Origin of the sequence: Microtetraspora niveoalba, from assembly GCF_001570405.1 — a bacterium.
In the GTDB taxonomy this organism is placed as follows: domain Bacteria; phylum Actinomycetota; class Actinomycetes; order Streptosporangiales; family Streptosporangiaceae; genus Microtetraspora; species Microtetraspora niveoalba.
Genome location: NZ_BBYM01000055.1, coordinates 1 through 23,808, shown reverse-complemented (window position 1 = coordinate 23,808; position 23,808 = coordinate 1). Strand labels below are relative to the sequence as shown.

The window sequence follows — 23,808 nt, the reverse complement described above, 5'->3', positions numbered from 1 at the left end:
GGGTCAGTCGGTGTGGCGGCCGAGGGTGCGCAGCGCGCCCCTGGCCAGCTCGGCGCGCAGCGTCGGCTCGGACACCTGCAGGTCGCCGGCGCTGGCCAGGAAGATCCCCACCAGCGCCATCCAGGCCCACACCCGGGCCTCGGGGGCGTCCGAACGGCCGGCCAGCGCGTCCACCAGCCGGTCGGTGAGCGCGTACACGTCCGGCAGCTCCGGGCGGGCGGTCATGGTGTCGACGTCCTGGATGAGGATCCTGACCTGCCGCCGGAAGCGCAGGGACAGGTCGACGAGCCCGTCGACGGCCGCCCGCGCCGCCTCCTCGCCGTCCAGCGGGGCGAGCCGCTCCTCCAGCTCGGCCAGCTCCCGCCCGGCGGGCGACAACAGCTCCGTGAGGATCGCGTCCTTGTTCGTGAAGTGGTACAGCAGGGACGCCTTGGAGCAGCCCACGTCGGACGCGATGTCCTGTAAGGACGTGCCGCGGAAGCCGCCCGTGGCGAACAGCCGGGCCGCCGAGTCGAGGATGTCCGCGCGCATGGCGCCAGCGGTGCGTGCCATGATCCGAGAATAACTGACCGATCGGACAGTACGCGCGTACGGGGGGCGTCTGACGCCCCGGCCCCCGCCCGGCGAGGTCGCTGGGCGCAGAATGAGATGTGTCCCGTTGGGTGCTGCACGTCGACCTCGACCAGTTCGTGGCCGCGGTCGAGTTGCTGCGCCACCCGGACCTGCGCGGGCGTCCGGTGGTCGTCGGCGGAGACGGGGACCCGGCCAAGCGCGGCGTGGTCAGCACGGCCTCCTACGAGGCTCGCGCGTACGGCGTGCACTCCGGCCTCCCGCTGCGCACGGCGGCGCGGCGATGTCCGGACGCGGTGTTCCTGCCCGTGGACCGGGACGCGTACGAGGCGGCGTCGTCCCGGGTGATGGCGACGCTGCGCGAGTTCGACGCCGTGGTCGAGGTGGCCGGCTGGGACGAGGCGTTCCTCGCCGTCGACGGCGATCCCGAGGAGACGGCCCGCCTCGTCCAGCGGCGCGTGCGGGAGACGGCCGACCTCGACTGCACGGTCGGCATCGGGCGGAACAAGCTGCAGGCCAAGCTGGCGACCGGCTTCGGCAAGCCCGCCGGCGTCTTCCGGCTGACGGACGAGACGTGGTTCGAGGTGCTCGGCGACCGGCCGACGGACGCGTTGTGGGGAGTGGGCGCCAAGACCGCCCGGCGGCTCGCCGCGATGGGCGCCGGCACCGTCGCCGAGCTCGCGGACGCCGATCCGCGCGTGCTCGCGGAGCGGTTCGGCCCGGCGACCGGCCCGTGGCTGGTCCGGCTCGCCCACGGCCGGGACGCCTCGCCGGTGGTCGGCACGCCGTACGTCCCGCGCTCGCGCAGCCGTGAGACCACCTTCCAGCACGACCTCGACGACTGGGACGAGGTGCGGAGCGAGGTCGCGCGGCTGGCCCGGCGCGTGGCGGACGACGTGGCCGCCGAGCGGCGAGCGGCCACCCGCGTCGTGGTCAAGGTGCGGTACGCGCCTTTCGTGACGCGCACCCACGGCCACGCCCTGCCGGCGCCGGCGACCGGGGCGCCGGAGATCGAGGAGGCCGCCCTGGCCGCCCTCGACCGGTTCGCCGAACGGCGCCCGGTGCGGCTGCTGGGCGTCAGGGCCGAGTTCCCCGAGCGCTGAGCCTCCGAGCCGGGGTTTGAGGGTTTCGACGCTGAATCCGGGGAGGACTCGCGAAAAGTCTCACAGGGTTGGTCAACAATAGAGTTGAGGCATGGACGCGAGCGAAATGAAGCGGTACATCTGTGAGGCCTTCGACGGGATCAACGTCCTCGAGGCCTCCGGCGACACGTTCTTCCTGTACGACCCGGACCGCGATCTGCCCCCCGAGCGCCAGACGCCCTTCGTGACGATCGTGACGGGAGACCACTACGACACCGTCTCCAAGCTGGACCGGCCGGGCGCGTACCGGCTCAACATCGGCCTGACGAAGGCCACGTACACCGGCCTGTTCGGCGCCGCGCCCACCGGGCGCGACGCGGACGGCGTGCTGGACACGGGGTTCGACCACGCGGCGGTGGACACGCTCACGCCCCATCCGATCTACGCCTCGCAGTACTGGGTGAGCGTGGTGGATCCGGGCGAGGCGACGCTGGAGACCGTCCGCACGCTGCTGGCCGAGGCGCACACGTTCGCGGCCCGCAAGCACGCCAACCACCGGGCCCGGAACGAGCGGGGTGAGACGCCGGCGGAGTGAGGACCGCCGGCCGGGAACCACCCGCCGGGGGTGCCGGGCGGCGCGTCGGGCTACAAAGATCGGGCGGCCCTTGTTGTGCGGTTCGTCATCGGCCACGGCGCGGGCCCGGCACCAGGATCGAGGGCATGGATCTGTTGACCGAGCTGGTGGACAAGGGCCTGCGCGGGCAGTCGCCGACCCGCGAGGAGGCGCTGGCGGTGCTGGCGACCTCCGACGACGAGCTGCTCGACGTGGTGGCCGCGGCCGGGAAGGTGCGCCGGAGGTGGTTCGGCCGCCGGGTCAAGCTGAACTACCTCATCAACCTCAAGTCGGGGCTGTGCCCCGAGGACTGCTCGTACTGCTCGCAGCGGCTGGGATCGACGGCGGAGATCCTCACGTACACGTGGCTCAAGCCGGACGAGGCGGCGGCCGCCGCGGCGGCGGGGACGGCGGGCGGGGCCACGCGGGTGTGCCTGGTGGCCAGCGGGCGCGGCCCGACCGACCGGGACGTCGAGCGGGTCGCCGCCACCATCGGCGCGATCAAGGAGCGCAGCCCGGACGTGGAGATCTGCGCCTGCCTCGGCCTGCTGTCGGACCGGCAGGCGGCGCGGTTGCGCGAGGCCGGCGTGCACGCCTACAACCACAACCTCAACACCTCCGAGGAGCGGTACGGCGACATCTGCACCACCCACGGGTTCGCCGACCGGGCCGACACGGTGTCGCGCTCCCGCGAGGCGGGCATGTCGCCCTGCTCCGGCCTGATCGCCGGGATGGGCGAGAGCGACGCCGACCTGGTGGACACGGCGTTCGCGCTGCGCGAGCTGGACGTGGACTCGGTGCCGGTGAACTTCCTGATCCCGTTCGAGGGCACCCCGCTGGCGGGGACGTGGGAACTCACCCCGCGGCGGTGCCTGCGGATCCTCGCGATGGTGCGGTTCGTATGCCCGGACGCGGAGGTCCGCCTCGCCGGGGGCCGGGAGATCCACCTGCGCGGACTGCAGCCGCTCGCCCTGCACGTGGCCAACTCGATCTTCCTCGGCGACTACCTGACCAGCGAGGGGCAGCCGGCCGGCGCCGACCTGGAGATGATCGAGGACGCCGGGTTCGAGGTCGAGGAGGCCGCGCCGGGCACGCCGCCCGCCGCCTCCGCCCGAACGGACCTGGTCGCGGTGCGCCGCCGCGGCGCCGGCACCGGCCTTCCCCCCAATGCCTGACCCGCGCCGCCCGTCCGATCCGCTGGAGCTGGACCGGGCCCACGTGTGGCACCCGTACGCGCCGATGCCGGGCCGCGCGGCTCCGCTGCTGGTGGAGTCGGCCTCCGGGGTGCGGCTGCGGCTGGCCCGGCCGGTCGAGGGCCACGACGAGCTGGTGGACGCGATGTCCTCCTGGTGGGCGGCCATCCACGGGTACGGGCACCCGGTGCTGGACGCCGCGATCCGCGACCAGCTCGGCCGGATGAGCCACGTGATGTTCGGCGGGCTCACCCACGAGCCCGCGATCCGTCTCGCCGCGCGGCTCGCCGAGATCTCCCCCGGCGCGCTGGAGCACGTCTTCCTCGCCGACTCCGGTTCGGTGGCGGTCGAGGTGGCGATCAAGATGTGCCTGCAGTACTGGCGGTCGCTCGGCCGCCCGGAGCGGCGCCGCCTGCTGACATGGCGCGGCGGGTACCACGGCGACACCTTCCAGGCCATGTCCGTGTGCGACCCCGAGGGCGGCATGCACTCCCTGTGGAGCGGCGTGCTGCCCCGGCAGGTCTTCGCCGACGCCCCGCCCGCCGGTTTCGACGCCGAGCCCGACCCGGCCTACACCGCGCACCTGGCCGACCTGTTCGGACGGCACGCGCACGAGCTGGCGGCCGTCATCGTCGAGCCGGTGGCGCAGAACGCGGGCGGGATGCGCTTCCACTCCCCCGGCTATCTGCGGGTGTTGCGCGAGCTGTGCGACGCGCACGGCGTCCTGCTGGTGTTCGACGAGATCGCCACCGGCTTCGGCCGCACCGGCGCGCTGTTCGCCGCGGACCACGCGGGCGTCGCGCCGGACGTGATGTGCGTGGGCAAGGCGCTCACCGGCGGCTACCTCAGCATGGCGGCCGCCCTGTGCACGCCGGAGGTGGCGCACGGCATCGGGCGCGGGGACCTCCCGGTGCTCGCGCACGGGCCCACTTTCATGGGCAACCCACTCGCCGCCGCCGTCGCGGGCGCGTCGCTCGACCTGCTGGCGGACGGGGCGTGGGAGGTCCAGGTCAAGCGGATCGAGGCGGGCCTGCGGTCCGGGCTCGCCGCCTGCCGCGGGCTGGGCGGCGTGCGGGACGTACGGGTGCTCGGCGCCGTCGGCGTCGTCCAGCTCGACCACGAGGTCGACGTGGCCGCCGCCACCCGCGCCGCCGTACGTCACGGCGTGTGGATCCGGCCGTTCCGCGACCTCGTCTACACCATGCCGCCGTACGTCGTGGACGACGCCGACCTGGAGCGCATCACGACCGCGATCAGGGCCGCGGCGGCCGCCGGGTGACCGGCGGGCGCCGCCGCCGGGCGGTCAGGAGGGACGGCGCGTCTTCTTGAAGTACGTCCAGCTCGTCTCGTTCGGGGCGGTGAACTCCTCCGGGGCGTGGGCGTACTCGGGGTGGTGCTTCCCGACGTAGGCCCGCACGCCCGCCGGCAGGTCGTCGTAGGAGTCCAGCTTCGCGCCCCGGCAGTGGAAGACCAGCCCGCCGGGGCGCTGGGCCATCTCCATCCAGGGCAGCCAGGCCGACAGCCGCATCCACGACACATCGCACCGCACGCTCGCGACGGCGGGGTCGAGCAGCCCCGCGCGCGGCGCGTAGAACTGGAAGAGCTCCATCGCCCGGTAGACGTCGCCGGCCGAGTTCTTCGGCCACTCCGCGACCGGCAGCGCGGACGGCGCGCTGATGGGGATGTCGAGGTTGAACACCACCGTCTCGCCCAGGTCCGTGTACGGCGCGTGCCACGGCCCGTACGGCGACTCCAGCCGGAAGCGCTGGTTGACCGGGTCGTTCCAGACGTGCAGGACCTCCACGTCCTCTCCGGTGAACGGGTTGCGCCAGGTCTCGACGATCTCGCGGGTGACCGGGTCGAGATAGAAGGCGGCCTCCCGGGTGAGGAGGTCGTAGCCGCCGTCCACCCGCACCGCGCGGGCCACGTTGAAGCCCACGAACCCGAACAGCCTGCGGGTGTCCTCGCCGGGGACCTGGCTGTAGACGTCGCCCGACCACCAGATGGTGTGCTCGCGGCCGTCGGTGCCGGCGCGGGCGCGCACGAGCGCCTCCAGGTTGCCCGCCGGGTCGTCCAGCTCCGCGATGCGGTCCGCCTGGGTCGTCATGCCTTGGCTCGTCACGGCGATCTCCTTCGTGGCGGCCTCCGCCGGAGAGCCGCCGATCCCGATCTGTTGACGCCGGCGCTCCGGCGAAACTAGGTTCTGAAACAGCATTCCGCCAAGCGGAACCCGAGTCAAGGTGAAAGGGGCGACGTGCGCGACATCCGTGACGTGATCGTCGTGGGAGCGGGCCTCGCCGGGCTGCAGGCGGCCCTCGCGTTGCAGGAGGCCGGTCTGGACGTGCTCGTCCTGGAGGCCGCGGACCGGGTCGGCGGCCGGGTCAGGTCGCTGGACGGCCCGACCGGGGTGGAGGAGGCCGGCGCGGTCAACATCGGCGACGGCTACACCCGGCTGCTCGGGCACGTACGCGCCGCGGGGCTCGACCGGGAACCGGTCACGGTCTCGCTCCGCGAGCACACCATCGTGGTGGACGGCCACACCAGCACGGCCCCGGCCTGGGCGGCGAGCGAAGGGAACCCGCTCACCGGTCCCGAGCGTGCGGTCCCGCCCGCGCTGATCGTCGCGGGAGCGCTCGCCCGGGCCAACCCGCTCACCGGCCCCCGCGACTGGATGTCCCCCGAGGCGGCCAGGTGGGACGTGCCGATGCCGGACCACCTGCGCTCGCTCGGCGTCTCGGACGCGGCCGTCGCGCTGGCCGACCGCGCGGGCACCTTCGAGACGCTGGAGGCGACGTCGGCGCTGGCCATGCTCCGGGCCGCGCAGCGGGCGTCCCGGCACGCGCCCCAGACGTCGAACGTCGTCGGCGGCAACTCCCGCCTGCCCGAGTCGATGGCCGCCCGCCTGCGCGAGCCGGTACGGCCGAACAGCCCGGTGGCGGCGATCCGCGAGCGCGGGGACCTGGTGGAGGCCGAGCTGGCGGACGGCGAGCGGATCGCCGCCGGCCACGTCGTCCTCGCCGTCCCGTTCACGAGCCTGCGCCGGCTCGCGATCGAGGTGGCGCTGCCCGGGCCGGTGGCGCGCCTGGTCGCCGAGCTGCCCTACCCGGCCCTGACCAAGTACCACCTCATCGCCGACCGCCCGTTCTGGCGTGAGGACGGCCTGCCCCCGGTGACGTGGACGAACGGCCCGATCCAGCGGCTGCTGCCCTGGCGGCTGTGCGACAACGGCCCGAGCGCGCTGGCCGTCTGGGTCACCGGCCGCGACGCCCGGGCGCTCGACGCGCTCGGCGAGCGCGAGCAGCGGCGCGTCGTCCTCGACGAGCTCGCCCGCGTACGGCCGGCGGCCGCGGGCGCGGTGGAGATCACGAGGATCGTCTCGTGGGGGCGCGACCCGTGGGCCGGGGGCGCCTGGGCCATGCCGCGCCCCGGCCAGATGGCCGCGCTCGCGGCGGCCGCCACGGCGGACACCGGGCGGGTCCAGCTCGCCGGCGAGCACCTGAGCGTCGAGGACAGCGGCATGGAGGGCGCCCTGGAGTCCGGCGATCGTGCCGCCGCCCGCGTCCTCGCCCGGCTCGGCCGCACGCCCGCCGGCTCCTGACTCGGCCGGTTCGCCCGCCGTCGGCGGCGCACCACCGCGACCGGGCGCCCGCGCCCCGGCCCGGTCGCTTGTTTCAGAACGAGGTCCGGGAGGTCTCGTTCGGACCGGTGCGCCCGGGAGGTCACCGCCAGCGGGAGCGGCCCTCCAGGTAGCGGGCGGCGTCGGAGAGGCTCTCCGGCTGGTACGGCGAGTAGAGGCCGGGCTCGAAGCGGCTGCGGTAGCACTCGAAGATCGGCCGGTAGAGGTCCCAGTGGATGTCCGGCTGGCGATGCCGGGCCCGGAACGCGGCGATCGGGATCTGCCCGGTGACGAGCTTCTCGAACTTGCTGTCGGCGGCCGCGACGACCCCGCCGTCCGGGCCGTAGATGGCGGAGCCGCCGGCGCCGGTGTCCTCGAAGAAGTTCGTCTCGGCCGAGAGCACGGAGTTGTTGGCGATCGCGCAGTACACCCTGTTGTGCAGCGCCGTGGAGCGGACGTCGATCTCGGTGAAGCTGCCGGTCGCGGTGCGCAGGAAGATCTCGGCGCCCTTGATGGCCGCGGCCCGGAACAGCTCCGGTTCGAGCTGCGTGGAGGACATGGTGATGTTGCCCAGCGGGGTGCGGGCCACCGGGACCACCGCGTCCTCGCCGTACTTCTCGACGTACTCGTCCAGCACGTCGTAGACGGTGGTGGTGAACAGCTCCTGGCCCTGGAAGAGGCCCTTGACGTTACGCGCCTTCCAGTGCTTGGCCACGATCTCGCCGTCCGGGCCGATCAACGTGGTGACGCTGAGCACGTGGCCCGGCCAGTCCGGATCGCGCACGTACGCGCCGAAGGCGATGTGGCACCCGTGTTGCCGGGCCTTGGCGGAGATCAGCTCGGTCTCCTCGCCGGGGATCTCGATGCACCGGCGCTCGATCTCGGCCTTGGTCCAGTGGTCCCAGCCGCTGATCGGGAACTCGTGGAACAGCAGCAGGTCGGGCTTGAAGCCGAACCCGATGTGGAACGCGTTGTCGACCAGGTGCAGCATGTGGTCGAGGTTCGCCTTCATCCCCGACGGATCCGGCGTGGGATGCACCCGGGACTGGACGACGCCGAGCGTCCAGACGTCCTTGGCCAGCGGGACGGTGGGGTAGCCGCCGTCGGTGTCCTGGACGAGCGCGGGTTTCGCCGTGTCGGTCATCGCGTTCTCGTTCTCCTTCTCAATGTCGGCCTGGGTGACAGGTCGGGTGATCGGGCTCGGTGACGGTCCGAGTGATCGGGCTCGCTGATCGGGCTGGTTGATCGGGCTGGTTGATCGGGGTCGGATGATCGGGCTCGGTGGGCTCGGGCCGCTCGACGCGCTTTCAGCGGGGCGACGGCGGCTCGTCCGCGCGCAGGCACGCCAGTAGCCGGCCGTCCGCGACGGGCTCCAGGGCGGGGACGGCGCGGGCGCAGGCGTCGAGGGCCAGCGGGCAGCGGGTGTGGAACCGGCAGCCGGGCGGCGGCGCGACGGCGGAGGGCACCTCGCCGGGAAGCGGCTCCGCGGGCTCCCGGCCTGGGGCGGGAACGGCGGCGAGCAGCGCCCGCGTGTACGGGTGGCGGGGCGCGTCGAACACCCGCTCCGCTTCGCCCGTCTCGACGAACCGGCCGAGGTACATGACCGCGACGTCGTCGGCCAGGTGCCGGGCGATGTCGATCTCGTGCGTGATGAGCACGTAGCTGAGGCCGAGGCGCTGTTTCAGGTCCAGCAGCAGGTTGACCAGCAGCGCCTTGACGCTGACGTCGAGGCTGGCGGTCGGCTCGTCCAGCACGAGGACCTTCGGCTCGACGGCCAGCGCCCTGGCGACGGTCACCCGCTGCAGCTCGCCGCCGCTCACCCCGCCCGGACGGCGGTCGAGGTACGCCTCGTCCAGGCCGACCAGACCGAGCAGCTCGCGCACCCGGGCGGCCCGCGCCGCCCGGCCGGGGTGCAGCCCGTGTACGGCCAGCGGCTGCTCCAGCGCGTGGCGGATGCTCTTGCGCCGGTTGAGCGCCGACCAGGGGTTCTGCGACACGAGCTGGATCGCCCGCCGGTCCACGCCGTCGCGGCCGTGGACGAGGATCCGGCCCCCGGTCGGCTCGGTCAGCCGGACCAGCATCCGGGCGATCGTGGACTTGCCGCAGCCGGACTCACCGATGATGGCGAGCGTTCGGCCGGCGGGCACCTCGAACGAGACGCCGTCGACCGCGTGCACCACTCGGTCGCCGCCGCGCCCGGACCTGATCCGGTAGTGCTTCCTCAGGTCCTCCGCCCTGACCGCGCTCACCGGTCCTCCTCCGCCCGATGGCAGCGCACCAGCGACTCCCCCACTTCGCGTACCTCCGGGTTCTCCTCGTGGCACCGGTCGACGACGGCGGCGCAGCGCGGGGCGAACGGGCATCCGGGGAGCCGGTTCGCGCCCGCGACCGTGCCGGGGATGGCCTTCAGCGGCTCGCCCCGGCGGCGCCGGCCGGGGATCGCCTCCAGCAGCGCCCGCGTGTACGGGTGGCGGGGCGCGTCGAACAGCGCGCCGGCCGGGGCGATCTCGACCAGCCGTCCCGCGTACATGACCCCGATGCGATCGCTGACCTGCGAGATCACGCCGAGGTCGTGGGTGACGAACACCATCGCGAGCCCCATGCGGTCGCGCAGCTCCAGCAGCAGCCGCAGCACCTGCGCCTGCACGGTCGCGTCGAGCGTCGTCGTCGGCTCGTCGGCGAGCAGCAGGTCGGGCCGCTTGCCGAGGGCGGCGACGGCGATGAGCAGCCGCTGGAGCTGACCGCCGGAGAACTCGAACGGGTAGCCGTCCAGCCGGTCGAGCACGGCCCCGAGGCCGACTCCCGCGAGCAGCTCCCGCAGCCGCCCGTCCTCGTCGAGCCCGTCGAGGTGCCAGCGGAGCTGGCGGCCGACGGGGGTGGCCGGGGACAGCGACGTCATCGGCCGCTGCGGGATCAGGCCGATCCGGTCGCCGCGCAGCCGGCGCATGCCGTTCTCGCGCAGGGCGGTCAGCTCGACGCCGTCGAAGCTCACCCGCCCGGAGGTGATCGCGGCGTTGCGCGGCAGCATGCGCATGAGCGCGGTGAGCATGGTGCTCTTGCCCGACCCCGACTCGCCGACCAGGCCGAGGATCTCGCCGCGGGCCAGGTCGAAGGAGACCTCGCGCACGGCGGGCACCTCGCCGTCCCGGGTCCGGAACGCGACGGCGAGGTCCCGTACGGACAGCAGCGGGGAGCCGCCCGGGGCGGGCGCGCCCGCCCCGGCGGCCTCCGGTCCGGTGGTGTCCGGTCCGGTGGAATCCGGCACGGTGGTCTCCGGCACGGTGGTCTCCGGCGCGGCGGCCATCAGACGGCTCGCAGCGGGGGGATCGCGACCCGGCTGACGCCCATGAGCGTCTCGTCGATCGGGGTGATGTCCGTACGCTGCGCCACGATGAGCCGGGGATAGACGGGCGGCATCATGATGGCGTCGTTCGCGAGGATGCCGTTGATCTTCTTGCAGATGTCGGCCCGCTCGGCGTCGTCGGAGGTGGCCCACGCCTCGGAGAGCAGCTTGTCCACCTCGTCGTTCTTGTAGCCGAAGTTCAGCGGGTTCTTCGAGCTCATCGGGCCGATCAGCGTGAAGGCGGTGCGGCCGGCGCCGAAGCCGCTCTCGAACGAGGTCATCGCCATCTGGTACTCGCCGGTCGCCCAGTTCTTCACCCAGGGGCTGAAGTCGAGGACGTCGAGGGTGCAGGTGATGCCCGCCTGCTTCCAGCCCTCGGCGAGCACCTGGCCGATGTTCTTCATCAGCGCGTCGCCGGTGATCATCAGCGTGAACTCCAGGGAGGCCACGCCCGCCTCGGCGAGCAGCGCCTTGGCCTTCGCGGCGTCCGGGCCCTCGCCGTAGAGCTGGATGGAGGGGTCGTGGCCCTCGACCGCGGGGCCGATCGGGCCCTGGGCGATCTGCGCGCTCCCGCCGTAAACGATGTCGCGCACGCCCTTGCGGTCCATCGCGTACGCGAGCGCCCGGCGCACCCGGACGTCGTCGAAGGGCGCCTTGTCCGTCACGAAGTACGTGATGAGGTCGCTGGGCGCGCTGATCTCGTGCACCTTGATCGCGCTGTCCTGCTTGAGCAGGCCGACGCTCTCCGGGGAGACGTCGGTCATGATGTGGATCTTTCCTTCGCGGAGGTTCACCAGCCGGGTGGCCGGGTCGGGGACGGCCTGGAAGACGACGCCGCGCAGGGCGGGCTTCGTCCCGTGGTAGGCGTCGTTGCGCACGAGCGAGACCTCCCGCCCCTGGGCCACCTTGTCGATCTTGAACGGCCCGGTGCCCATGGTGGTGTCGGTCCGGCTCACGAAGTCCTTGTGCACGATGGGCAGGTTCGTGAGGTGGGAGCGGAGCACGCCGAGCGGCATGGTCACCGTGATCTTCACGGTCCGCTCGTCCACGGCCTCCGCGCCCTTGACGTAGCCGACGAAGAAGGACGTCCAGTCGCTCGTGCTCTTGGGGTCGGTGACGTACTTGACGGTCGCCACCACGTCGTCGGCGGTGAGCGGGTCGCCGTTGTGGTGGGTGACGCCCTCCTTGAGCTTGATCGTCCAGGTCAGGCCGTCCTTCGAGATCTCCGGCTCGCCGTCGGCCAGCAGCGGGACGGACTTCAGCGAGGAGTCGTAGGTGTAGAGGGACTCCACGACCGGGTCGGTGATCCAGTGCACCCGCTTGGACGTGTTGGTGAGCGGGTTCATGTAGTCGGAGATCGAGACGACGCCGAACGCGAGTGTCTCGACCGGCGCGCTCCCCTTGGCCGCGCCGTCGCCGGCGGCGCCTCCGGTCGCGGCGTCGTCCGTGCCGCAGGCGGCCAGCGCGAGCGCGCCCGCGGTGAGCACGCCGGTCATCGTCAGGAACCGGCGGCGGTCGAACGTGGAACGGGAGATGTCAGTCATCACGTGTCCTCAAAGGAGTGGGGGGATGCGGAGCCGCGGCGGCGGGCTCAGCGGCGGGCGTCGGCGTCGAGGGCGTCTCCGAGGCCGTCGCCGACGAGGTTGAAGCCGATGGTGGCGGCCAGGATGACCAGGCCCGGGATGATCGAGTACCACCACGCGCCGAGCAGCATGTAGCCGGTCGCGTCGCCGAGGATGTTGCCCAGGCTGGGCTGGGGCGGCTGGATCCCGAGGCCGAGGAAGCTGAGGGCGCTCTCCGCGAAGACGGCGACGCCGACCCACAGGAACGCCTGGACCAGGACCGGCGGGAGCACGTTGACGAGGATCTCGCCGCCGACGACGCGCCATCGGGGGACCCCGATCACCCGCAGCGCGTTCACGTAGTCCTCCTGCACCTCGACGAGCGTCGCCGACCGGGTCACCCGGGCGAAGTACGGGATGAAGCCGACGCCGAGGAGCAGCACGACCTTGGCGGTCGAGGTGAGGGTGACGGGGCCGATCTCGGAGTCGCCGGTCCCGGTGACGCCGATGACGAAGAGCGCGAAGACGAACAGCGGCAGCGCCTGGAGCGCCTCCAGGATCCGCATGATCACGTCGTCCGGCCAGCGCCCGCCGTAGTACCCGGCCACCAGCCCGGCGGGCACCGCGACCACGAGGCCGAATCCGACGCCCGCCACGGCGACCAGCAGGGACACCCGTGCGCCCTCGGCCGTGCGGGCGAACAGGTCCCGCTGGAGGTGGTCGGTGCCGAACAGGTGCCCGGCGCCCGGGGCGGCGAGGGTGTCGCCCGTCCGTACGGTCGAGTCGCCCGCGATGATCGGACCGGCGACGGCCAGCAGCAGGAACAGCAGCAGCAGGACCAGGCCGATCCAGGTCAGCGCGGACATCCGCGGCAGGCGCGGGCGGCGACGAGCGGCGCGCGCGCCCGGGAGCACTCGGGTCATCACCATGTCAGCGGGCCGTCCCGTTCAGGAACCCGGCGCGTATCCGGGGGTTGAGCACGAAGTAGAGGAGGTCGACGACCAGGTTGGCGACGAGGAACACCGAGGCGGTGATCAGCGTGCAGGCGATGGCCAGCGGATAGTCGTGCTGGCGGAACGCGCCGACGATGGTCTGGCCGATGCCGGGGATGTTGAACACGTTCTCGACGAGCACGGTGCCGCTGACGAAGACCCCGAGCATGAGCCCGATGACGGTGACCGTCGGGATGATCGCGTTGCGCAGCGTGACCGCGCGCAGGACGCGCCGCTCGCTCATCCCCATCGCGCGGGCGAAGGAGACGTAGTCGGCCTGGGCCGTCTCGATCATCGAGGCGCGCAGCGTGCGCGCGATGATCGCGCCGGAGCCGAGGCCGAGGGCGAAGGCCGGCAGCACCACGCCGCGCAGGTTGTCCCACGGATCCCGGGCGAACGGCACCCAGCCGCTCGACGGCAGGACTCCCTTGATGTAGAGCCCGAAGACGACGACCAGGACGAGCGCGAGCCAGAAGCTCGGGATCGACAGCGCCACGACGCTGACCACGCGCACGACGCCGTCCGTGAACGAGTCGCGCCTGCGGGCGGCCAGCGCGCCGGCGGCCAGGCCGACGACGACCCAGAAGGCGAAGGCGGCGAGGCTGAGTTCGAGGGTGACGGGCAGCCGCTCCCCGATGATGGCGCTCACGGGCCGGTCGCTGAAGAGCGAGTTGCCGAGGTCTCCGGAGACGAGGTTGCCGAGGAACTTGACGTACTGCACCCAGACGGGCTGGTCGAGACCGAAGCGGTGCTCGACCTCGGCCCGTTTCTCGGGAGTGGGGTTCATGCCCAGATAGGCGTCGACCGGCCCGCCGGGGGCGGCCCTGAGCATGAAGAAGACGAGGGTCAGGACGATGAGCAGGACCAGCGCGAGGCCGGCGACCCGACGTCCGACATATCGAAGCATCCCGGGTCCTCATTTGCGGAATGGGGGCGCTGCGGGATCACGCGCTCCGACGGATGGAGCGCGGTGTCCGTGGGCGGAGGGAGAGGCGCGCGGGGCGGCGCGCGGGTGGGGAGGCCGCCGCGCCCTGGGGGTGCCCTGCCAGGGACGCGGGCGTACGGAACCCGGAAGGGCGGAGGTCAGGCGACCTTGTTCTCGTTGATCACGGTGCGCTTGACCAGGCGGTCGCCGTCCATCCACTGCCAGGTGCGGCACTTGTGCATGCCGTCGCGGGAGAGCTGGATCAGCTCGTACAGGTAGTTGTCCGGGTCGTTCTTGTACGACCAGGTCAGCACGATCGTCTGGTCGTCCACCTGGCTCATCTCGCCGACGATGCGGTCGGTGTCGAAGTGGCAGACGCCGTTCTCGTCGAGCGTGCCGCCGAAGTCGAACGACTCCTGCCGCCCGTCGGCCCAGGTGTAGGTGTTCGTCTGGAGGATGTCGTACGAACCGTCCTCCGGCACGCGGCAGTACAGGTGGGACGCGTGGCGGTCCACGACGGCCCCGTCGGCGTCGATGTGGACGTACTCGCCCCGCCATTCACCGAGGTGTTTGGCGATGATCGGCATCCCGGAAAGCGCTGCGCGCATGGGTCCTCCCTGGTCACGGGTGGTCGGTGGGTGGGAAGACGGACCGTTGACAGGCCGTCGGCGGCGAGCCTAGCGTGATCTCAGCCCCAATGGAACAGTGTTCCGATACAAGGAACAAACTCGCTTCGAAGGATTCGCCGTGACCGAGAACACCCCGCAGCCGCTGGTCGAGGGCATCACCGCCGCGATCGTCGGCGTCACCGACTTCGGCCCCCACCTGGACTTCTTCGCCGGCCGGCTCGGCTACCAGGTGGCCGGCGAGGGCGTCGTCCCCGCGGCGGTCGCGGGAACGTTGTGGGGGTCGGGCGCGGCCGACGTCGAGGTGGTCGCGCTCGCCGCCGCCGGCGCCGGGACCGGGCGGATCCACCTGGTGCGCGTCCCCGATCCGGTCGCGCCCGCCGAGGCGCCGCACAACCTCGACGTCGGCCTGGTCGGGATCGACATGTACGCGCGCGACATCGAGGCGGCGCACGCCGAGCTGGGCCGGGCCGGGCACACCTGGGCCACCCCGCCCACCACGTACGGCGTCGCGGTCGGCGAGCGCGAGGTCGAGGTGACGCAGGGCGTGTGCCCCGCCCCGGACGGGACGGTCGTGGTCTTCGTCCAGCCCGCCGCGGTGCGCGGCACCGAGGCGTGGGCGGCCGACCCGGACCGGCCGTACACGGAGCTGACGTCGGTCGTCTGCCACGTCCCCGACCCGGACGCGGAGATCGTGTTCTGGGGGCCGGACGGCCTGGGGATGGCCGTCTGGTACGACGTGGTGTTCTCCTCCCCCGGGTTCGACAAGGTCGCCGGGCTGCCGGACGGCACGCGTATGCGCCTCGCGTTCCTGGCCGGGGAGAAGACGGCGCGGATCGAGGTCACCTCCGCCGCGGGCGGGCACCGCGTGGACCGGCGGGCGGCGCAGCGTCCGGCCCGCTCGCTCGGCCACAGCGGGTGGTCCGTACGCACCCGGGACCTCCCTGCCGCGCTGGAGAGCGTGCGCAGGACGGGCGGGCGGGTGTTGTCCGGCCCGGTGGAGACCGACGACCCGCTGCACGGGCGCGCCGTCGTCGCCTCCGCCGACACCCCGAACGGCGTCTCCGTCACGCTCTGGCAGCCCCGCGGCTGACCGTCCTGTCCCTCGCAGTGAGACCTCGTCCCAAAATGCCGGTTATTTCGGATATATCGCTTACGTCAAAGCGGCGACGGCCGCAGGGAAGGAAGTAGCATGCCCGTCCATCGTGGAGGCGCCCCTCTGTCGATCGCGGGCGGCGTACGCGAGTTCGCCCGCGCCACCCCGGGGGCGACCGCCGTCATCGACGGCGACCGCACCCTCACCTACGCCGCGCTCGACGAACGTTCCAACCGCCTGGCCGCCGCGCTCCTCGCCCGCGGCCTCACCCCCGGTCTGCGGGTAGCGGTGCTGCTCGGCAACCGGCTCGAATACCCCGAGATCGCCGCCGGGATCGCCAAGGCGGGCCTGGTCATGGTCCCGCTCAACCCCCGGCTCACCCCGTCCGAGGCGCGGTACATCCTGGAGCACTCGGAGGCGCGGGCCGTCGTCCTGGACGACGCGCTCGCCCCCGTCGTGGGCGACGCGATCGAGGAGCTGAGGCTCCTCGCGCTCTCCATCGACGGCGTCCAGGCCGGACTCCCGTACGAGGAGGCGCTGGCCGGCGCGCGGGCGGTGGACCCGGCGGTGCCGGTGGACGAGCTCGACCCGTTCTGCGTCACCTACACCTCGGGCACGACCGGGCGGCCCAAGGGCGTGCTGATCAGCCACCGGAGCAGGTCCCTCACGTTCTACTGCTCGGCGATGGAGTGGGGACTCGGCAACGGCCGGGTGTCCGTCGCGGTCGCCCCGATGTACCACGGCGCCGGCTTCGCCTTCGGGTACGCCCCCGTGTACACCGGCGGCACGGTGACGATGCTCCGCAAATGGGATCCCGAGGCGCTGCTCCACCTCGTGGAGCGCGACCGCGCGCAGTCCGCGTTCCTGGTGCCGACGCACGCGCAGATGCTCCGCGCGCTGGACGGCGCGGCGCTCGCGGCCAGGGACCTCGGCAGCCTGGACACGTTGTACTTCAACGCCGCCGCGCTGCCCTGGCCGCTCAAGCAGTGGGTCATGGAGACGTTCCCGGGCCGCGGCGTGCACGAGCTGTACGGATCCACCGAGGCGGGCATCGTCACCAACCTCCGCCCGGTGGACCAGCACCGCAAGCCCGGCTCGGTCGGCCACGCCTGGTACATGACGGAGCTGCGGATCGTCGACCCGGACGGGAACCCGGTCGGCCCGGGGCAGCCGGGCGAGCTGTTCAGCCGGTCCCCGTTCCTCATGAACGGCTATCTCGGCGACCCCGAGGCGACGGCCGCGTGCACCACGGACGACGGCTTCCTCACCTGCGGCGACATCGTGATCCGCGACGAGGAGGGTTACGTCCACATCGTCGACAGGAAGAAGGACATGATCATCTCAGGCGGGCTCAACGTGTACCCGCGCGAGATCGAGGACGTGCTGGCCGCGCACGCCTCCGTCGCCGAGGCCGCCGTGGTCGGCGCGCCCTCCGAGACCTGGGGCGAGGAGGTCATGGCGTACGTCGTGCTCCGCGGCGGCGACGCCTCGGACGACCTGGCCGCCCGGCTGGAGGCGCACTGCCGCACCAGCCTGGCGGGCTACAAGGTGCCCAGGCGATGGGAGGTCGTCGACGCGCTCCCCAGGAACGCGGCCGGGAAGATCGTCAAGCGCGATCTGCGGCCGAAGACCGGAGCGTCCTGACCCTTGACCCTCAAACCTCAGACAATTAACCTCCAATACACGGAAACGCCGTTTCACATAACGGAACACAGCGTCGAGCCCACCGGAAGGACATCACAGTGCGTCCCCATGTCGAGCTGATCCAGGAAGACGACTACGTATGGCACGGCGCCGAGCTCGTCGGTGGCGAGGGGCGGGCCAGTGAGCGCAGGCTCTCGGTGGACGAGGAGGACGGCTCCTCCTCGCTCCGGATCGACTTCCACACCGGCTGGGGCCGCGGTCCGGGCATCCACCACGCGAACACCGAGTACTACGTGCTCGAGGGCTCGATGACGTACGGCGGGCGCGAGATCGGCAAGGGCGGCTACGTCTACGCCCCCAAGGGCGTGCCGACCGACGCGATCACCTTCGCCGAGGGCACCCGGATCCTGCACTACCGCGAGTACGGCGACGCGGGCTTCGACCGCGTCGACAACCTGAACGCGCCGCGCTGGGACGGCGCCCGCGAGGACGTCATCGTCATCGACAGCGAGGCCATGGACTGGGACGCGGTGCCGAACCCCGGCCCCATGCCCGGCCTCTTCATCAAGTACCTGCACGTGGACCCGGTCACCGGCTTCTACACCCGCCTCGTGCACGCGCAGGAGGGCTGGGCCGACCACCGGCTGGCCCACCACCCCTGCTACGAGGAGGCGTACACCACCCAGGGCCACATGGAGTACAACTTCGGCACCCTGGACCTGGGCACGTACTTCTTCCGGCCCGCCCGCGTCAAGCACGGCCACTTCACCACCATGGAGGGCGGCGCGACCTGGCTGCTGCGCTCCGACGGCGAGCTGCAGAACTGGTACACCCAGAACGAATGGCTGCGCTGGGGCGGCGAGGCGGTCAACTACGGCCCGAACGGCGGCCGCATGCGCTGGTCGCAGTCCACACACGACCTCGGCTCCGGCCCCACCTGGCGCACCGAGAAGGACATCGCCGACCTCACCGCCTCCTGGCAGTTCCAGCGTGACCAGGGCGAGCCCGACGCCGAGTACGTGCAGCACGGCCAGGGCGTCGACAAGAGCCTGATCGCCATCGCCAAGGCCCTGGACGCCGCCAACCTCCAGGGCGGCCACGGCGACCACGGCCATTCCCACGCGCACGGGCACGACCACGCGCACGGGCACGGGCACGACCACGGGCACGACGCGCCGGCGTTCGACTGGGGCGCCGACCCCGCCTCCCTGGAGCACGCCGACGAGCGCACCGACGCGGGCGCGCACAACTGGGCCACGGGACGGCCGTGGAAGCAGGGCGACCACATCCCGGCGCCCATCATCTCCACCCTCCCCGTCCGCAGCCGGTCCCGCGGCCGGTGGGACGGCGACGGCATGTAGCCGTCCCACCCCCACGCACCTCATCCGCCCAGAACCACGCGACCACGTGTCCGGGCACCGGGTGCGCGTCTGACCCACCATGCCCCGCCGCGCACGGCCCACACGGCGCCGCACCGGCTCACCCCATCGCCTCACCGCACCGCCTCACCGCACCGCGTCACGCCACCGGCTCACCCATCGCCTCACGCCACCGGCTCACCCCACCCCCCCACCGCACCGCCTCACGCCACCGGCTCACCCGACCTGCTTGTCGCCCCGCCCGCGGGAACTCCCAGTCTTGTGCGGAGTTCCCGCGGGTCCGGGACCTGCCGGCCGGAGCTCCGTCCCCCGTTCGGCTTCGCCGGATCGCCTTCGTCCAGCGGCCCCTCGGCACGCGGGATCTTCACGCCGGCGGCACCGGGCCGACAGGAGGGTTCCGGTGGCGCCGGGTCGGCAGGACGGTTCCAGTGGCGCCGGGCCGGCAGGACGGTTCAAGTGGCACCGAGCCGACAGGACGGCTCCGCCGGCTCCCGGTCAGCGGGACCGTCGTGTCTGGGACCGGGGACCCTGCGCGGGATGTCGGGCCGATGGGGCCTCCGGGCCCGGCGGGTGACCGTCGTGACCACCGGGTCCGCACTCGCGACGGGCGGCATTCGTCAGACGCTCCCCCGGTGATCCGGTCACGGTCATCTCTTCCGGGAGTGCCCTCGTGCCCCTCACCCTGTTCCCCGCCCTGTCCCCGGCCTTGTCCACCGCCCTGCCCACCGCCCTGCCCACCGCTTTGTCGCCCACCGCGCCCATGGCGCCCGTCCACGGCCTCAACGCGTACAGCCTGGCGATCCTGCTGCACATCGTCCTCTTCGTGTACTGGCTCGGGAGCGACATCGGCGTCTTCTACTCCAGCCGGTTCATCCTCCGCTCCGAACTGCCCACGCCGGCCCGCTCGGTCGCCGCCAAGATCATGCACGCCGTGGACATGGCGCCCAGGATCTGCCTGGTCCTCTTCCTGCCGAGTGGCGTGACCCTCATGTCGCTCAGCCCGTTCGGCGAGGACGTCTTCCCCGGCTGGCTGGTCGCCCTGGCCTGGCTGGCCGCGCTGTGCTGGCTGGGGCTGGTCGTCTACGACTACACCCGCGGCGCGACCCAGCTCGGCAAGGTGGTGCAGAAGCTGGACCTCGTCGTCCGGTACGGCCTGTCCGTCGTGTTGCTCGCCGGCGCCGGCTACGTCTTCTTCACCGCCGAGCCCTTCGGCGTCACCACCAACCCGAAGTGGCTGGCCGCCAAGGTCGCCGCGTACGCGCTGTGCATCCTGTCCGGCGTGATGATCCGCCGGCGGCTCAGCCCGTTCGGCCCCGCCTTCGGCAAGCTGGTGACCGAGGGTTCCTCCCCCGAGGTCGAGCAGCAGATCCGGCACTCCGTACGCTCCTGCCTGCCGTACGTCTACGCGATCTGGTTCCTCGTCCTCGTGGCCGCGTTCCTCGGCGTCGTCAAGCCCGGCACCACCGCCTTCGGCTGATCCCGGACACCCCGCTCCGGGCGACCGCCCGCCGCCGCGTGGCCCTTCTCCGTCGGACGCGGGCGGTGCCCACCCTTCCGGCCTTCCACCGCCCCCGCCGCGCGGCCCCCTTCTCTCGGACGCGGACGACGCCACGCGGGCGGCGAGGGCTTCGGCCTTCGGCCATGTCTGGGACGTCGCGGGGATCATGACATCATCGTGCGGCGGCCCGTGACACTCAGACGAACAGGAGAGTGCGAGCATGGCTCTGCGCGTGCGAGGTGTCGTGCTGCCCGACCGGGAAGTGCGGACTTTCTGGATCGACGGGGACGTACTGCGCACCGATCCGGTCGCGGGTGCCGAGACGGTGGTGGACGGAGGCTGGCTGCTTCCGGGACTCGTCGACACCCATACCCACCCCGGCACGGACTCCCTGGAAGTCCCCTTCGACGACGGACTGCTGCGAAAGGATCTGCTCGATCACCGCGAAGCGGGCGTCCTTCTCGTACGGACGCCGGGCACAGCCGCCCGCATGCCCGCCTGGGTGGACGACGACGCCGAGCTTCCACGGGTCCGCTCGGCGGGGCGTTGGCTGGCCACCCCCGGCCGGTTCTTCCCCGGCTTCGGGCGAGACGTCCCGCTGGACGAGTTGGTGACGGCGGCAGTCGAGGAGGCGCGGGCCTCGGGCGGCTGGTGCAAGGTCATCGGCGACTGGCGGTGGGACGATCCCTCGGTGCCGTTGGAGGTGCTGGCGGCCACCGTCGAGGCGGTGCACGCCGTAGGCGGCAAGGTCGCCGTCCACTGCCAGACCGCCGAGGGCAGCCGCAACGCGGTGCTGGCCGGGGTCGACAGCCTGGAGCACGGCATGCACCTCCATCCGGACCTGCTCGACCGGATGGCGGCACAGGGCACCGCTCTCGTGCCCACGCTCTCGGTGTTCGCGGCGAGCGCGAAGGGACGGTACGCGTCGGAACCCACGCCCACAAGGAGTTGGTGGATCGCCGGGTGGGAGGCGGCGCCGGGTGTCGCGCGTGCCGCCCACGAGGCCGGGGTCACCGTACTCGCCGGCACAGACAGCCACCCCTGCGGCACGGTCGCGGGCGAGGTGGCCTGGCTGCACCGGGCCGGACTGCCCGCCGAGGCGGCGCTCGCGGCGGCCTCCTGGGGCGCGCGCTCCTGGCTCGGCCTGCCGGGCCTGATCGACGGCGCCCCCGCCGATCTCATCGCCTACGACACCGACCCGTTGCTGGACCCGCGGGCCCTGCCTCACCCGAGCCGGATCATCCTGCGCGGCCGGGTCGTCCGGTGAAGCGCGGCGGGCATTGACAACGGACCCTGGTGCCGCGGTGATGCTCGTACATGTGCAGCCGGGGGGCAGAGGGCGGCACGGCGTTCGGCCTCTGAGCTGTAGGGGCGGGCGTAAGCCCATTCATCGTCAATGAGGCAGCGGGGCGTGCGGTTTCGCTCAGCCGGGCGTTACGGGACGGTATTGAGGGCTTTCTGGTCGGTGCTGCGATTTGGCCGCTATACACCGAGCCATGAAAGCCCCACCTTTGTAACCAGTTCAATCGCCGGCGGTCGCCTCGCCTGTCATCCCCACCGCATATAAGGCCGGGGCCCCATCAGCGGCATCACCAACCTGCTCGGGCAGTACATCCAGGACGTGCGGGGCCACTCCACTCCCCTTCCGGCATCAAGGGGAGCAGCTCAACGAACACAGGTCCCGGGCAGGCCCCGGCAAGAGGAACGACGGACTCCCTACAGAGCCTGATCGCCCAGATCGTCGACCAGCATGGAGATCTTGAACTCTCCCCAACAGGACTCCCATCATCTTCGCGACAAAACGCACATGTGTGATTACTCTGCGTTGACAATAGAACGTATGAGCGATATATTGGCGGCAGGCCGCGTCATCAGAGCGTGAAGGGAGGCACATCCGATGATTGTTTCTGGCGGCGTGCTGCTTTCAGGCCGATCCGGTGACTCGCCGTCAGTGCGCTCCGCCGGCCCGCTGTCAACGTCCTCCCGATGGGAGTCGCACCGTCGGCACAAGCCGCTGAACGGGTCCCGCCCCTTCGCCGGCGACTCCTACGGTGCCGTGCTGCTCGATCGCGCCCGTGCCCGCACCCGCACCCGCGTCGGCACGCCTGTTCCGGCTCACCCCACCTGTGCTCCCGGTGAGACCGCTTCTCCGGATGTCCGCCGTTTCGAGCCCATGCAATCCACCGTGGCCCGGCCCGATGGGAGGCCGGGCGATAGGCAGAGCGGGAGGCTGAGCGGTGGACAGGGTGGCGGTGTGCCGTCGCCGGGCTGGTCCTTGTTCGATCCGGCCTCGGACGGCACCGCCAGGTCTGAGCGCGGCGAGTGGGACGATGCGTTGTCCTGGGCGAGGCGGCTGATGGGCATCGCTGAGCCGGCAGAAGGCCAGGGGCCGTCTCGTGGAGTGCGGCCGTCAGCGCCGACCGGCCCCGCTACCGCCGCGCTCGGTTTCTCAGGGCTGGATGCTGTTCGCCCCGGTGCTCCAGGGCGCGGTACCGGTGCTGCAGTGTTCGATGGCGGGACGGCCGATCCGGGGGCGGGGGCGGGGGCGGGAACCGACGGCCGCGACGAGCACCGGGACGAGCGCCGGGACGAGCGCCGGGACGAGCGCTGGTGTCCACAAGATGACGATGGTGGCCTTTCGGCCTGGGATGGCATCTGGCAGGGGCGTCGCCCTGCCTCCGACCAGCGATCGGCGGTTGCCTCTGCCCGGCGCGGCGGCCGGGACCGCGGTCAGTGGGACGGCGGGCGACGGGGCGGGGACCGGGGGCAGCGGGTTGATGGGCAGCAGGACAGCGAGCACAGCGGCGGCGAGTGGCGGGACCGTGTCGAGGGCTGGCGTGACGATCACGAGCGGGATCGGGGCCGGGGTCAGGCGGGTGAGGGTCAGGAGACTCAGCCCTCTGCGGGCCGAGACGCTCAGACCGGTGCGAGCCGGGAGGGGCAGTCCGGTGCCGGCCGGGAGGCTGCGTCTGATGGTGACGGTAGGGATGTGGATGCCCGGGCGGGTGACTGGCCCGACCCGGCGTTGGCCGGGCCTGCCGTCCGGGACCTGCTCGCCTGCGTCGAGCGGATCGCCGCCACCGCCGCCACACCCGGTCTCAGGGGCGCGTCGTGGAACGCGTCGGGGCCGGGGGCCGCATGGTCGGGGGACGCCTCACGTGCTGCGTCGTCGGGGGCTCCGCCCGAGGCTGCGTCAGGGGCTGCGTCGGGGGCTGCGCCCGAGCATGCGCCGAGAACTGCGTCAGGGGCTGCGCCGGGAGCTGTACCGGGAGGCTCTCCGGGCGAGGCCGAGACCGATGTTGAGGTGGCGATGGCGGAGATCGTCGCGCTGGCCCGGGTGATCGATCTCGCCGAAGCAGCACTGGCAGCGCGGCTGCGGATAGCCGAGGCCGGCAAAGGCCACCAACTGTTCGGACGGCGTTCGATCGGGTCATGGCTGGCGGCGGCGACCGGCTCCCGCTCCGCGCGGGCCGGGGAGCGCGTCACCTTGTCGCGGCAGTTGTCGCGTCTGCCGAGCGTTGCCGCCCGGCTCGCTGCAGGCAGTCTCTCCTACGGGTACGCGACGGCGATCACCTCCGCCGCCCGTCATCTGGACGACACCGAGACCGTACTGGCGGAGCCGATCCTCCTCAACCTGGCGGACGCGCCCGCCTCGACGGTGGAGGACGT

Annotated in this window: 21 protein-coding genes; 11 read left to right on the top strand and 10 right to left on the bottom strand. The window is 72.3% G+C overall.

What is annotated here, in order from left to right; translation table 11 throughout:
- Window positions 1-3: 3 nt before the first annotated feature.
- Window positions 4-552 carry a TetR/AcrR family transcriptional regulator gene (locus AWQ70_RS35665; protein WP_067186382.1) on the bottom strand — a complete coding sequence of 183 codons (549 nt, stop codon included), beginning with the start codon at window positions 550-552 and terminating at the stop codon, window positions 4-6.
- A 98-nt stretch (window positions 553-650) separates the two neighbouring features.
- Between AWQ70_RS35665 and AWQ70_RS35660 the strand changes: the two genes are divergently transcribed.
- From AWQ70_RS35660 to AWQ70_RS35645, 4 genes are all read left to right on the top strand, one after another.
- Window positions 651-1,673 (top strand): DNA polymerase IV, encoded by a 1,023-nt coding sequence (locus AWQ70_RS35660; RefSeq protein WP_067186380.1) that lies wholly within the window; start codon window positions 651-653, stop codon window positions 1,671-1,673.
- A gap of 91 nt (window positions 1,674-1,764) precedes the next feature.
- On the top strand, window positions 1,765-2,247 hold the full coding sequence (locus AWQ70_RS35655; RefSeq protein WP_067186378.1) for a DUF6194 family protein: 483 nt from the start codon (window positions 1,765-1,767) through the stop codon (window positions 2,245-2,247).
- A gap of 125 nt (window positions 2,248-2,372) precedes the next feature.
- Entirely contained in the window at window positions 2,373-3,440 is a 1,068-nt protein-coding gene (gene bioB, locus AWQ70_RS35650; RefSeq protein ID WP_067186375.1) for a biotin synthase BioB, read from the top strand.
- Window positions 3,433-4,737, top strand: a complete 1,305-nt coding sequence (locus AWQ70_RS35645; RefSeq protein WP_067186372.1) for an adenosylmethionine--8-amino-7-oxononanoate transaminase — start codon at window positions 3,433-3,435, stop codon at window positions 4,735-4,737. The genes bioB and AWQ70_RS35645 overlap by 8 nt, the downstream gene beginning before the upstream one ends.
- 24 nt (window positions 4,738-4,761) lie before the next feature.
- Here AWQ70_RS35645 and AWQ70_RS35640 read toward each other — a convergent pair whose 3' ends face one another.
- A complete protein-coding gene (locus AWQ70_RS35640) occupies window positions 4,762-5,580 on the bottom strand; it encodes a DUF1838 family protein (RefSeq protein ID WP_218004775.1) in 819 nt (272 codons plus the stop codon).
- A gap of 132 nt (window positions 5,581-5,712) precedes the next feature.
- Between AWQ70_RS35640 and AWQ70_RS35635 the strand changes: the two genes are divergently transcribed.
- Window positions 5,713-7,056: a flavin monoamine oxidase family protein gene (locus tag AWQ70_RS35635; protein WP_067186367.1), complete on the top strand. Its 1,344-nt coding sequence runs from the start codon at window positions 5,713-5,715 to the stop codon at window positions 7,054-7,056.
- A gap of 121 nt (window positions 7,057-7,177) precedes the next feature.
- Here the strand turns inward: AWQ70_RS35635 and AWQ70_RS35630 are convergent, their stop codons facing one another.
- From AWQ70_RS35630 to AWQ70_RS35600, 7 genes are all read right to left on the bottom strand, one after another.
- Window positions 7,178-8,218 carry a nitrilase-related carbon-nitrogen hydrolase gene (locus AWQ70_RS35630; RefSeq protein ID WP_067186365.1) on the bottom strand — a complete coding sequence of 347 codons (1,041 nt, stop codon included), beginning with the start codon at window positions 8,216-8,218 and terminating at the stop codon, window positions 7,178-7,180.
- Window positions 8,219-8,381: 163 nt separating this feature from the next.
- Window positions 8,382-9,323 (bottom strand): oligopeptide/dipeptide ABC transporter ATP-binding protein, encoded by a 942-nt coding sequence (locus AWQ70_RS35625; protein WP_067186363.1) that lies wholly within the window; start codon window positions 9,321-9,323, stop codon window positions 8,382-8,384.
- Window positions 9,320-10,378, bottom strand: coding sequence for an ABC transporter ATP-binding protein (locus tag AWQ70_RS35620; protein ID WP_084518171.1), 1,059 nt, complete (start codon window positions 10,376-10,378; stop codon window positions 9,320-9,322). The genes AWQ70_RS35625 and AWQ70_RS35620 overlap by 4 nt, the downstream gene beginning before the upstream one ends.
- The gene (locus AWQ70_RS35615; RefSeq protein WP_067186360.1) at window positions 10,378-11,961 is read right to left on the bottom strand and encodes an ABC transporter substrate-binding protein; all 1,584 of its coding nucleotides are present in this window, start codon (window positions 11,959-11,961) and stop codon (window positions 10,378-10,380) included. The genes AWQ70_RS35620 and AWQ70_RS35615 overlap by 1 nt, the downstream gene beginning before the upstream one ends.
- Before the next feature lie 47 nt (window positions 11,962-12,008).
- Window positions 12,009-12,902 (bottom strand): ABC transporter permease, encoded by an 894-nt coding sequence (locus tag AWQ70_RS35610; protein ID WP_169808795.1) that lies wholly within the window; start codon window positions 12,900-12,902, stop codon window positions 12,009-12,011.
- A 7-nt stretch (window positions 12,903-12,909) separates the two neighbouring features.
- On the bottom strand, window positions 12,910-13,878 hold the full coding sequence (locus AWQ70_RS35605; protein WP_067186355.1) for an ABC transporter permease: 969 nt from the start codon (window positions 13,876-13,878) through the stop codon (window positions 12,910-12,912).
- A 176-nt stretch (window positions 13,879-14,054) separates the two neighbouring features.
- Complete coding sequence (locus AWQ70_RS35600) at window positions 14,055-14,504, bottom strand: DUF3598 family protein (RefSeq protein WP_067186353.1); 450 nt, start codon at window positions 14,502-14,504, stop codon at window positions 14,055-14,057.
- Between the two features lie 139 nt (window positions 14,505-14,643).
- Between AWQ70_RS35600 and AWQ70_RS35595 the strand changes: the two genes are divergently transcribed.
- The 5 genes from AWQ70_RS35595 (at window position 14,644) to AWQ70_RS35575 (ending at window position 21,406) form a co-directional block, all read left to right on the top strand.
- Window positions 14,644-15,615 carry a VOC family protein gene (locus tag AWQ70_RS35595; protein WP_067186351.1) on the top strand — a complete coding sequence of 324 codons (972 nt, stop codon included), beginning with the start codon at window positions 14,644-14,646 and terminating at the stop codon, window positions 15,613-15,615.
- Between the two features lie 99 nt (window positions 15,616-15,714).
- A complete protein-coding gene (locus AWQ70_RS35590) occupies window positions 15,715-17,262 on the top strand; it encodes a class I adenylate-forming enzyme family protein (RefSeq protein WP_067186349.1) in 1,548 nt (515 codons plus the stop codon).
- Window positions 17,263-17,360: 98 nt separating this feature from the next.
- Window positions 17,361-18,623 (top strand): DUF4437 domain-containing protein, encoded by a 1,263-nt coding sequence (locus tag AWQ70_RS35585; RefSeq protein WP_067186346.1) that lies wholly within the window; start codon window positions 17,361-17,363, stop codon window positions 18,621-18,623.
- A 688-nt stretch (window positions 18,624-19,311) separates the two neighbouring features.
- On the top strand, window positions 19,312-20,118 hold the full coding sequence (locus tag AWQ70_RS35580) for a hypothetical protein (RefSeq protein WP_245647308.1): 807 nt from the start codon (window positions 19,312-19,314) through the stop codon (window positions 20,116-20,118).
- Window positions 20,119-20,359: 241 nt separating this feature from the next.
- Window positions 20,360-21,406: an amidohydrolase family protein gene (locus tag AWQ70_RS35575; protein ID WP_067186344.1), complete on the top strand. Its 1,047-nt coding sequence runs from the start codon at window positions 20,360-20,362 to the stop codon at window positions 21,404-21,406.
- Window positions 21,407-22,588: 1,182 nt separating this feature from the next.
- On the opposite strand, the gene AWQ70_RS35570 is transcribed toward AWQ70_RS35575, so the two are convergent.
- Window positions 22,589-22,987 carry a hypothetical protein gene (locus AWQ70_RS35570; RefSeq protein ID WP_067186342.1) on the bottom strand — a complete coding sequence of 133 codons (399 nt, stop codon included), beginning with the start codon at window positions 22,985-22,987 and terminating at the stop codon, window positions 22,589-22,591.
- A 462-nt stretch (window positions 22,988-23,449) separates the two neighbouring features.
- On the opposite strand from AWQ70_RS35570, the gene AWQ70_RS35565 reads away from it, so the two are divergent.
- A partial coding sequence (locus AWQ70_RS35565; RefSeq protein WP_157530853.1) for a DUF222 domain-containing protein occupies window positions 23,450-23,808 on the top strand: 359 nt, incomplete at its 3' end.

Coding starts and splice junctions, on each gene's coding strand:
- AWQ70_RS35665 (WP_067186382.1), bottom strand. CDS start 552: ATGGCACGCACCGCTGGCGCCATGCGCGCGGACATCCTCGACTCGGCG.
- AWQ70_RS35655 (WP_067186378.1), top strand. CDS start 1,765: ATGGACGCGAGCGAAATGAAGCGGTACATCTGTGAGGCCTTCGACGGG.
- bioB (WP_067186375.1), top strand. CDS start 2,373: ATGGATCTGTTGACCGAGCTGGTGGACAAGGGCCTGCGCGGGCAGTCG.
- AWQ70_RS35645 (WP_067186372.1), top strand. CDS start 3,433: ATGCCTGACCCGCGCCGCCCGTCCGATCCGCTGGAGCTGGACCGGGCC.
- AWQ70_RS35630 (WP_067186365.1), bottom strand. CDS start 8,218: ATGACCGACACGGCGAAACCCGCGCTCGTCCAGGACACCGACGGCGGC.
- AWQ70_RS35620 (WP_084518171.1), bottom strand. CDS start 10,378: ATGGCCGCCGCGCCGGAGACCACCGTGCCGGAGACCACCGTGCCGGAT.
- AWQ70_RS35615 (WP_067186360.1), bottom strand. CDS start 11,961: ATGACTGACATCTCCCGTTCCACGTTCGACCGCCGCCGGTTCCTGACG.
- AWQ70_RS35610 (WP_169808795.1), bottom strand. CDS start 12,902: ATGACCCGAGTGCTCCCGGGCGCGCGCGCCGCTCGTCGCCGCCCGCGC.
- AWQ70_RS35605 (WP_067186355.1), bottom strand. CDS start 13,878: ATGCTTCGATATGTCGGACGTCGGGTCGCCGGCCTCGCGCTGGTCCTG.
- AWQ70_RS35600 (WP_067186353.1), bottom strand. CDS start 14,504: ATGCGCGCAGCGCTTTCCGGGATGCCGATCATCGCCAAACACCTCGGT.
- AWQ70_RS35590 (WP_067186349.1), top strand. CDS start 15,715: ATGCCCGTCCATCGTGGAGGCGCCCCTCTGTCGATCGCGGGCGGCGTA.
- AWQ70_RS35575 (WP_067186344.1), top strand. CDS start 20,360: ATGGCTCTGCGCGTGCGAGGTGTCGTGCTGCCCGACCGGGAAGTGCGG.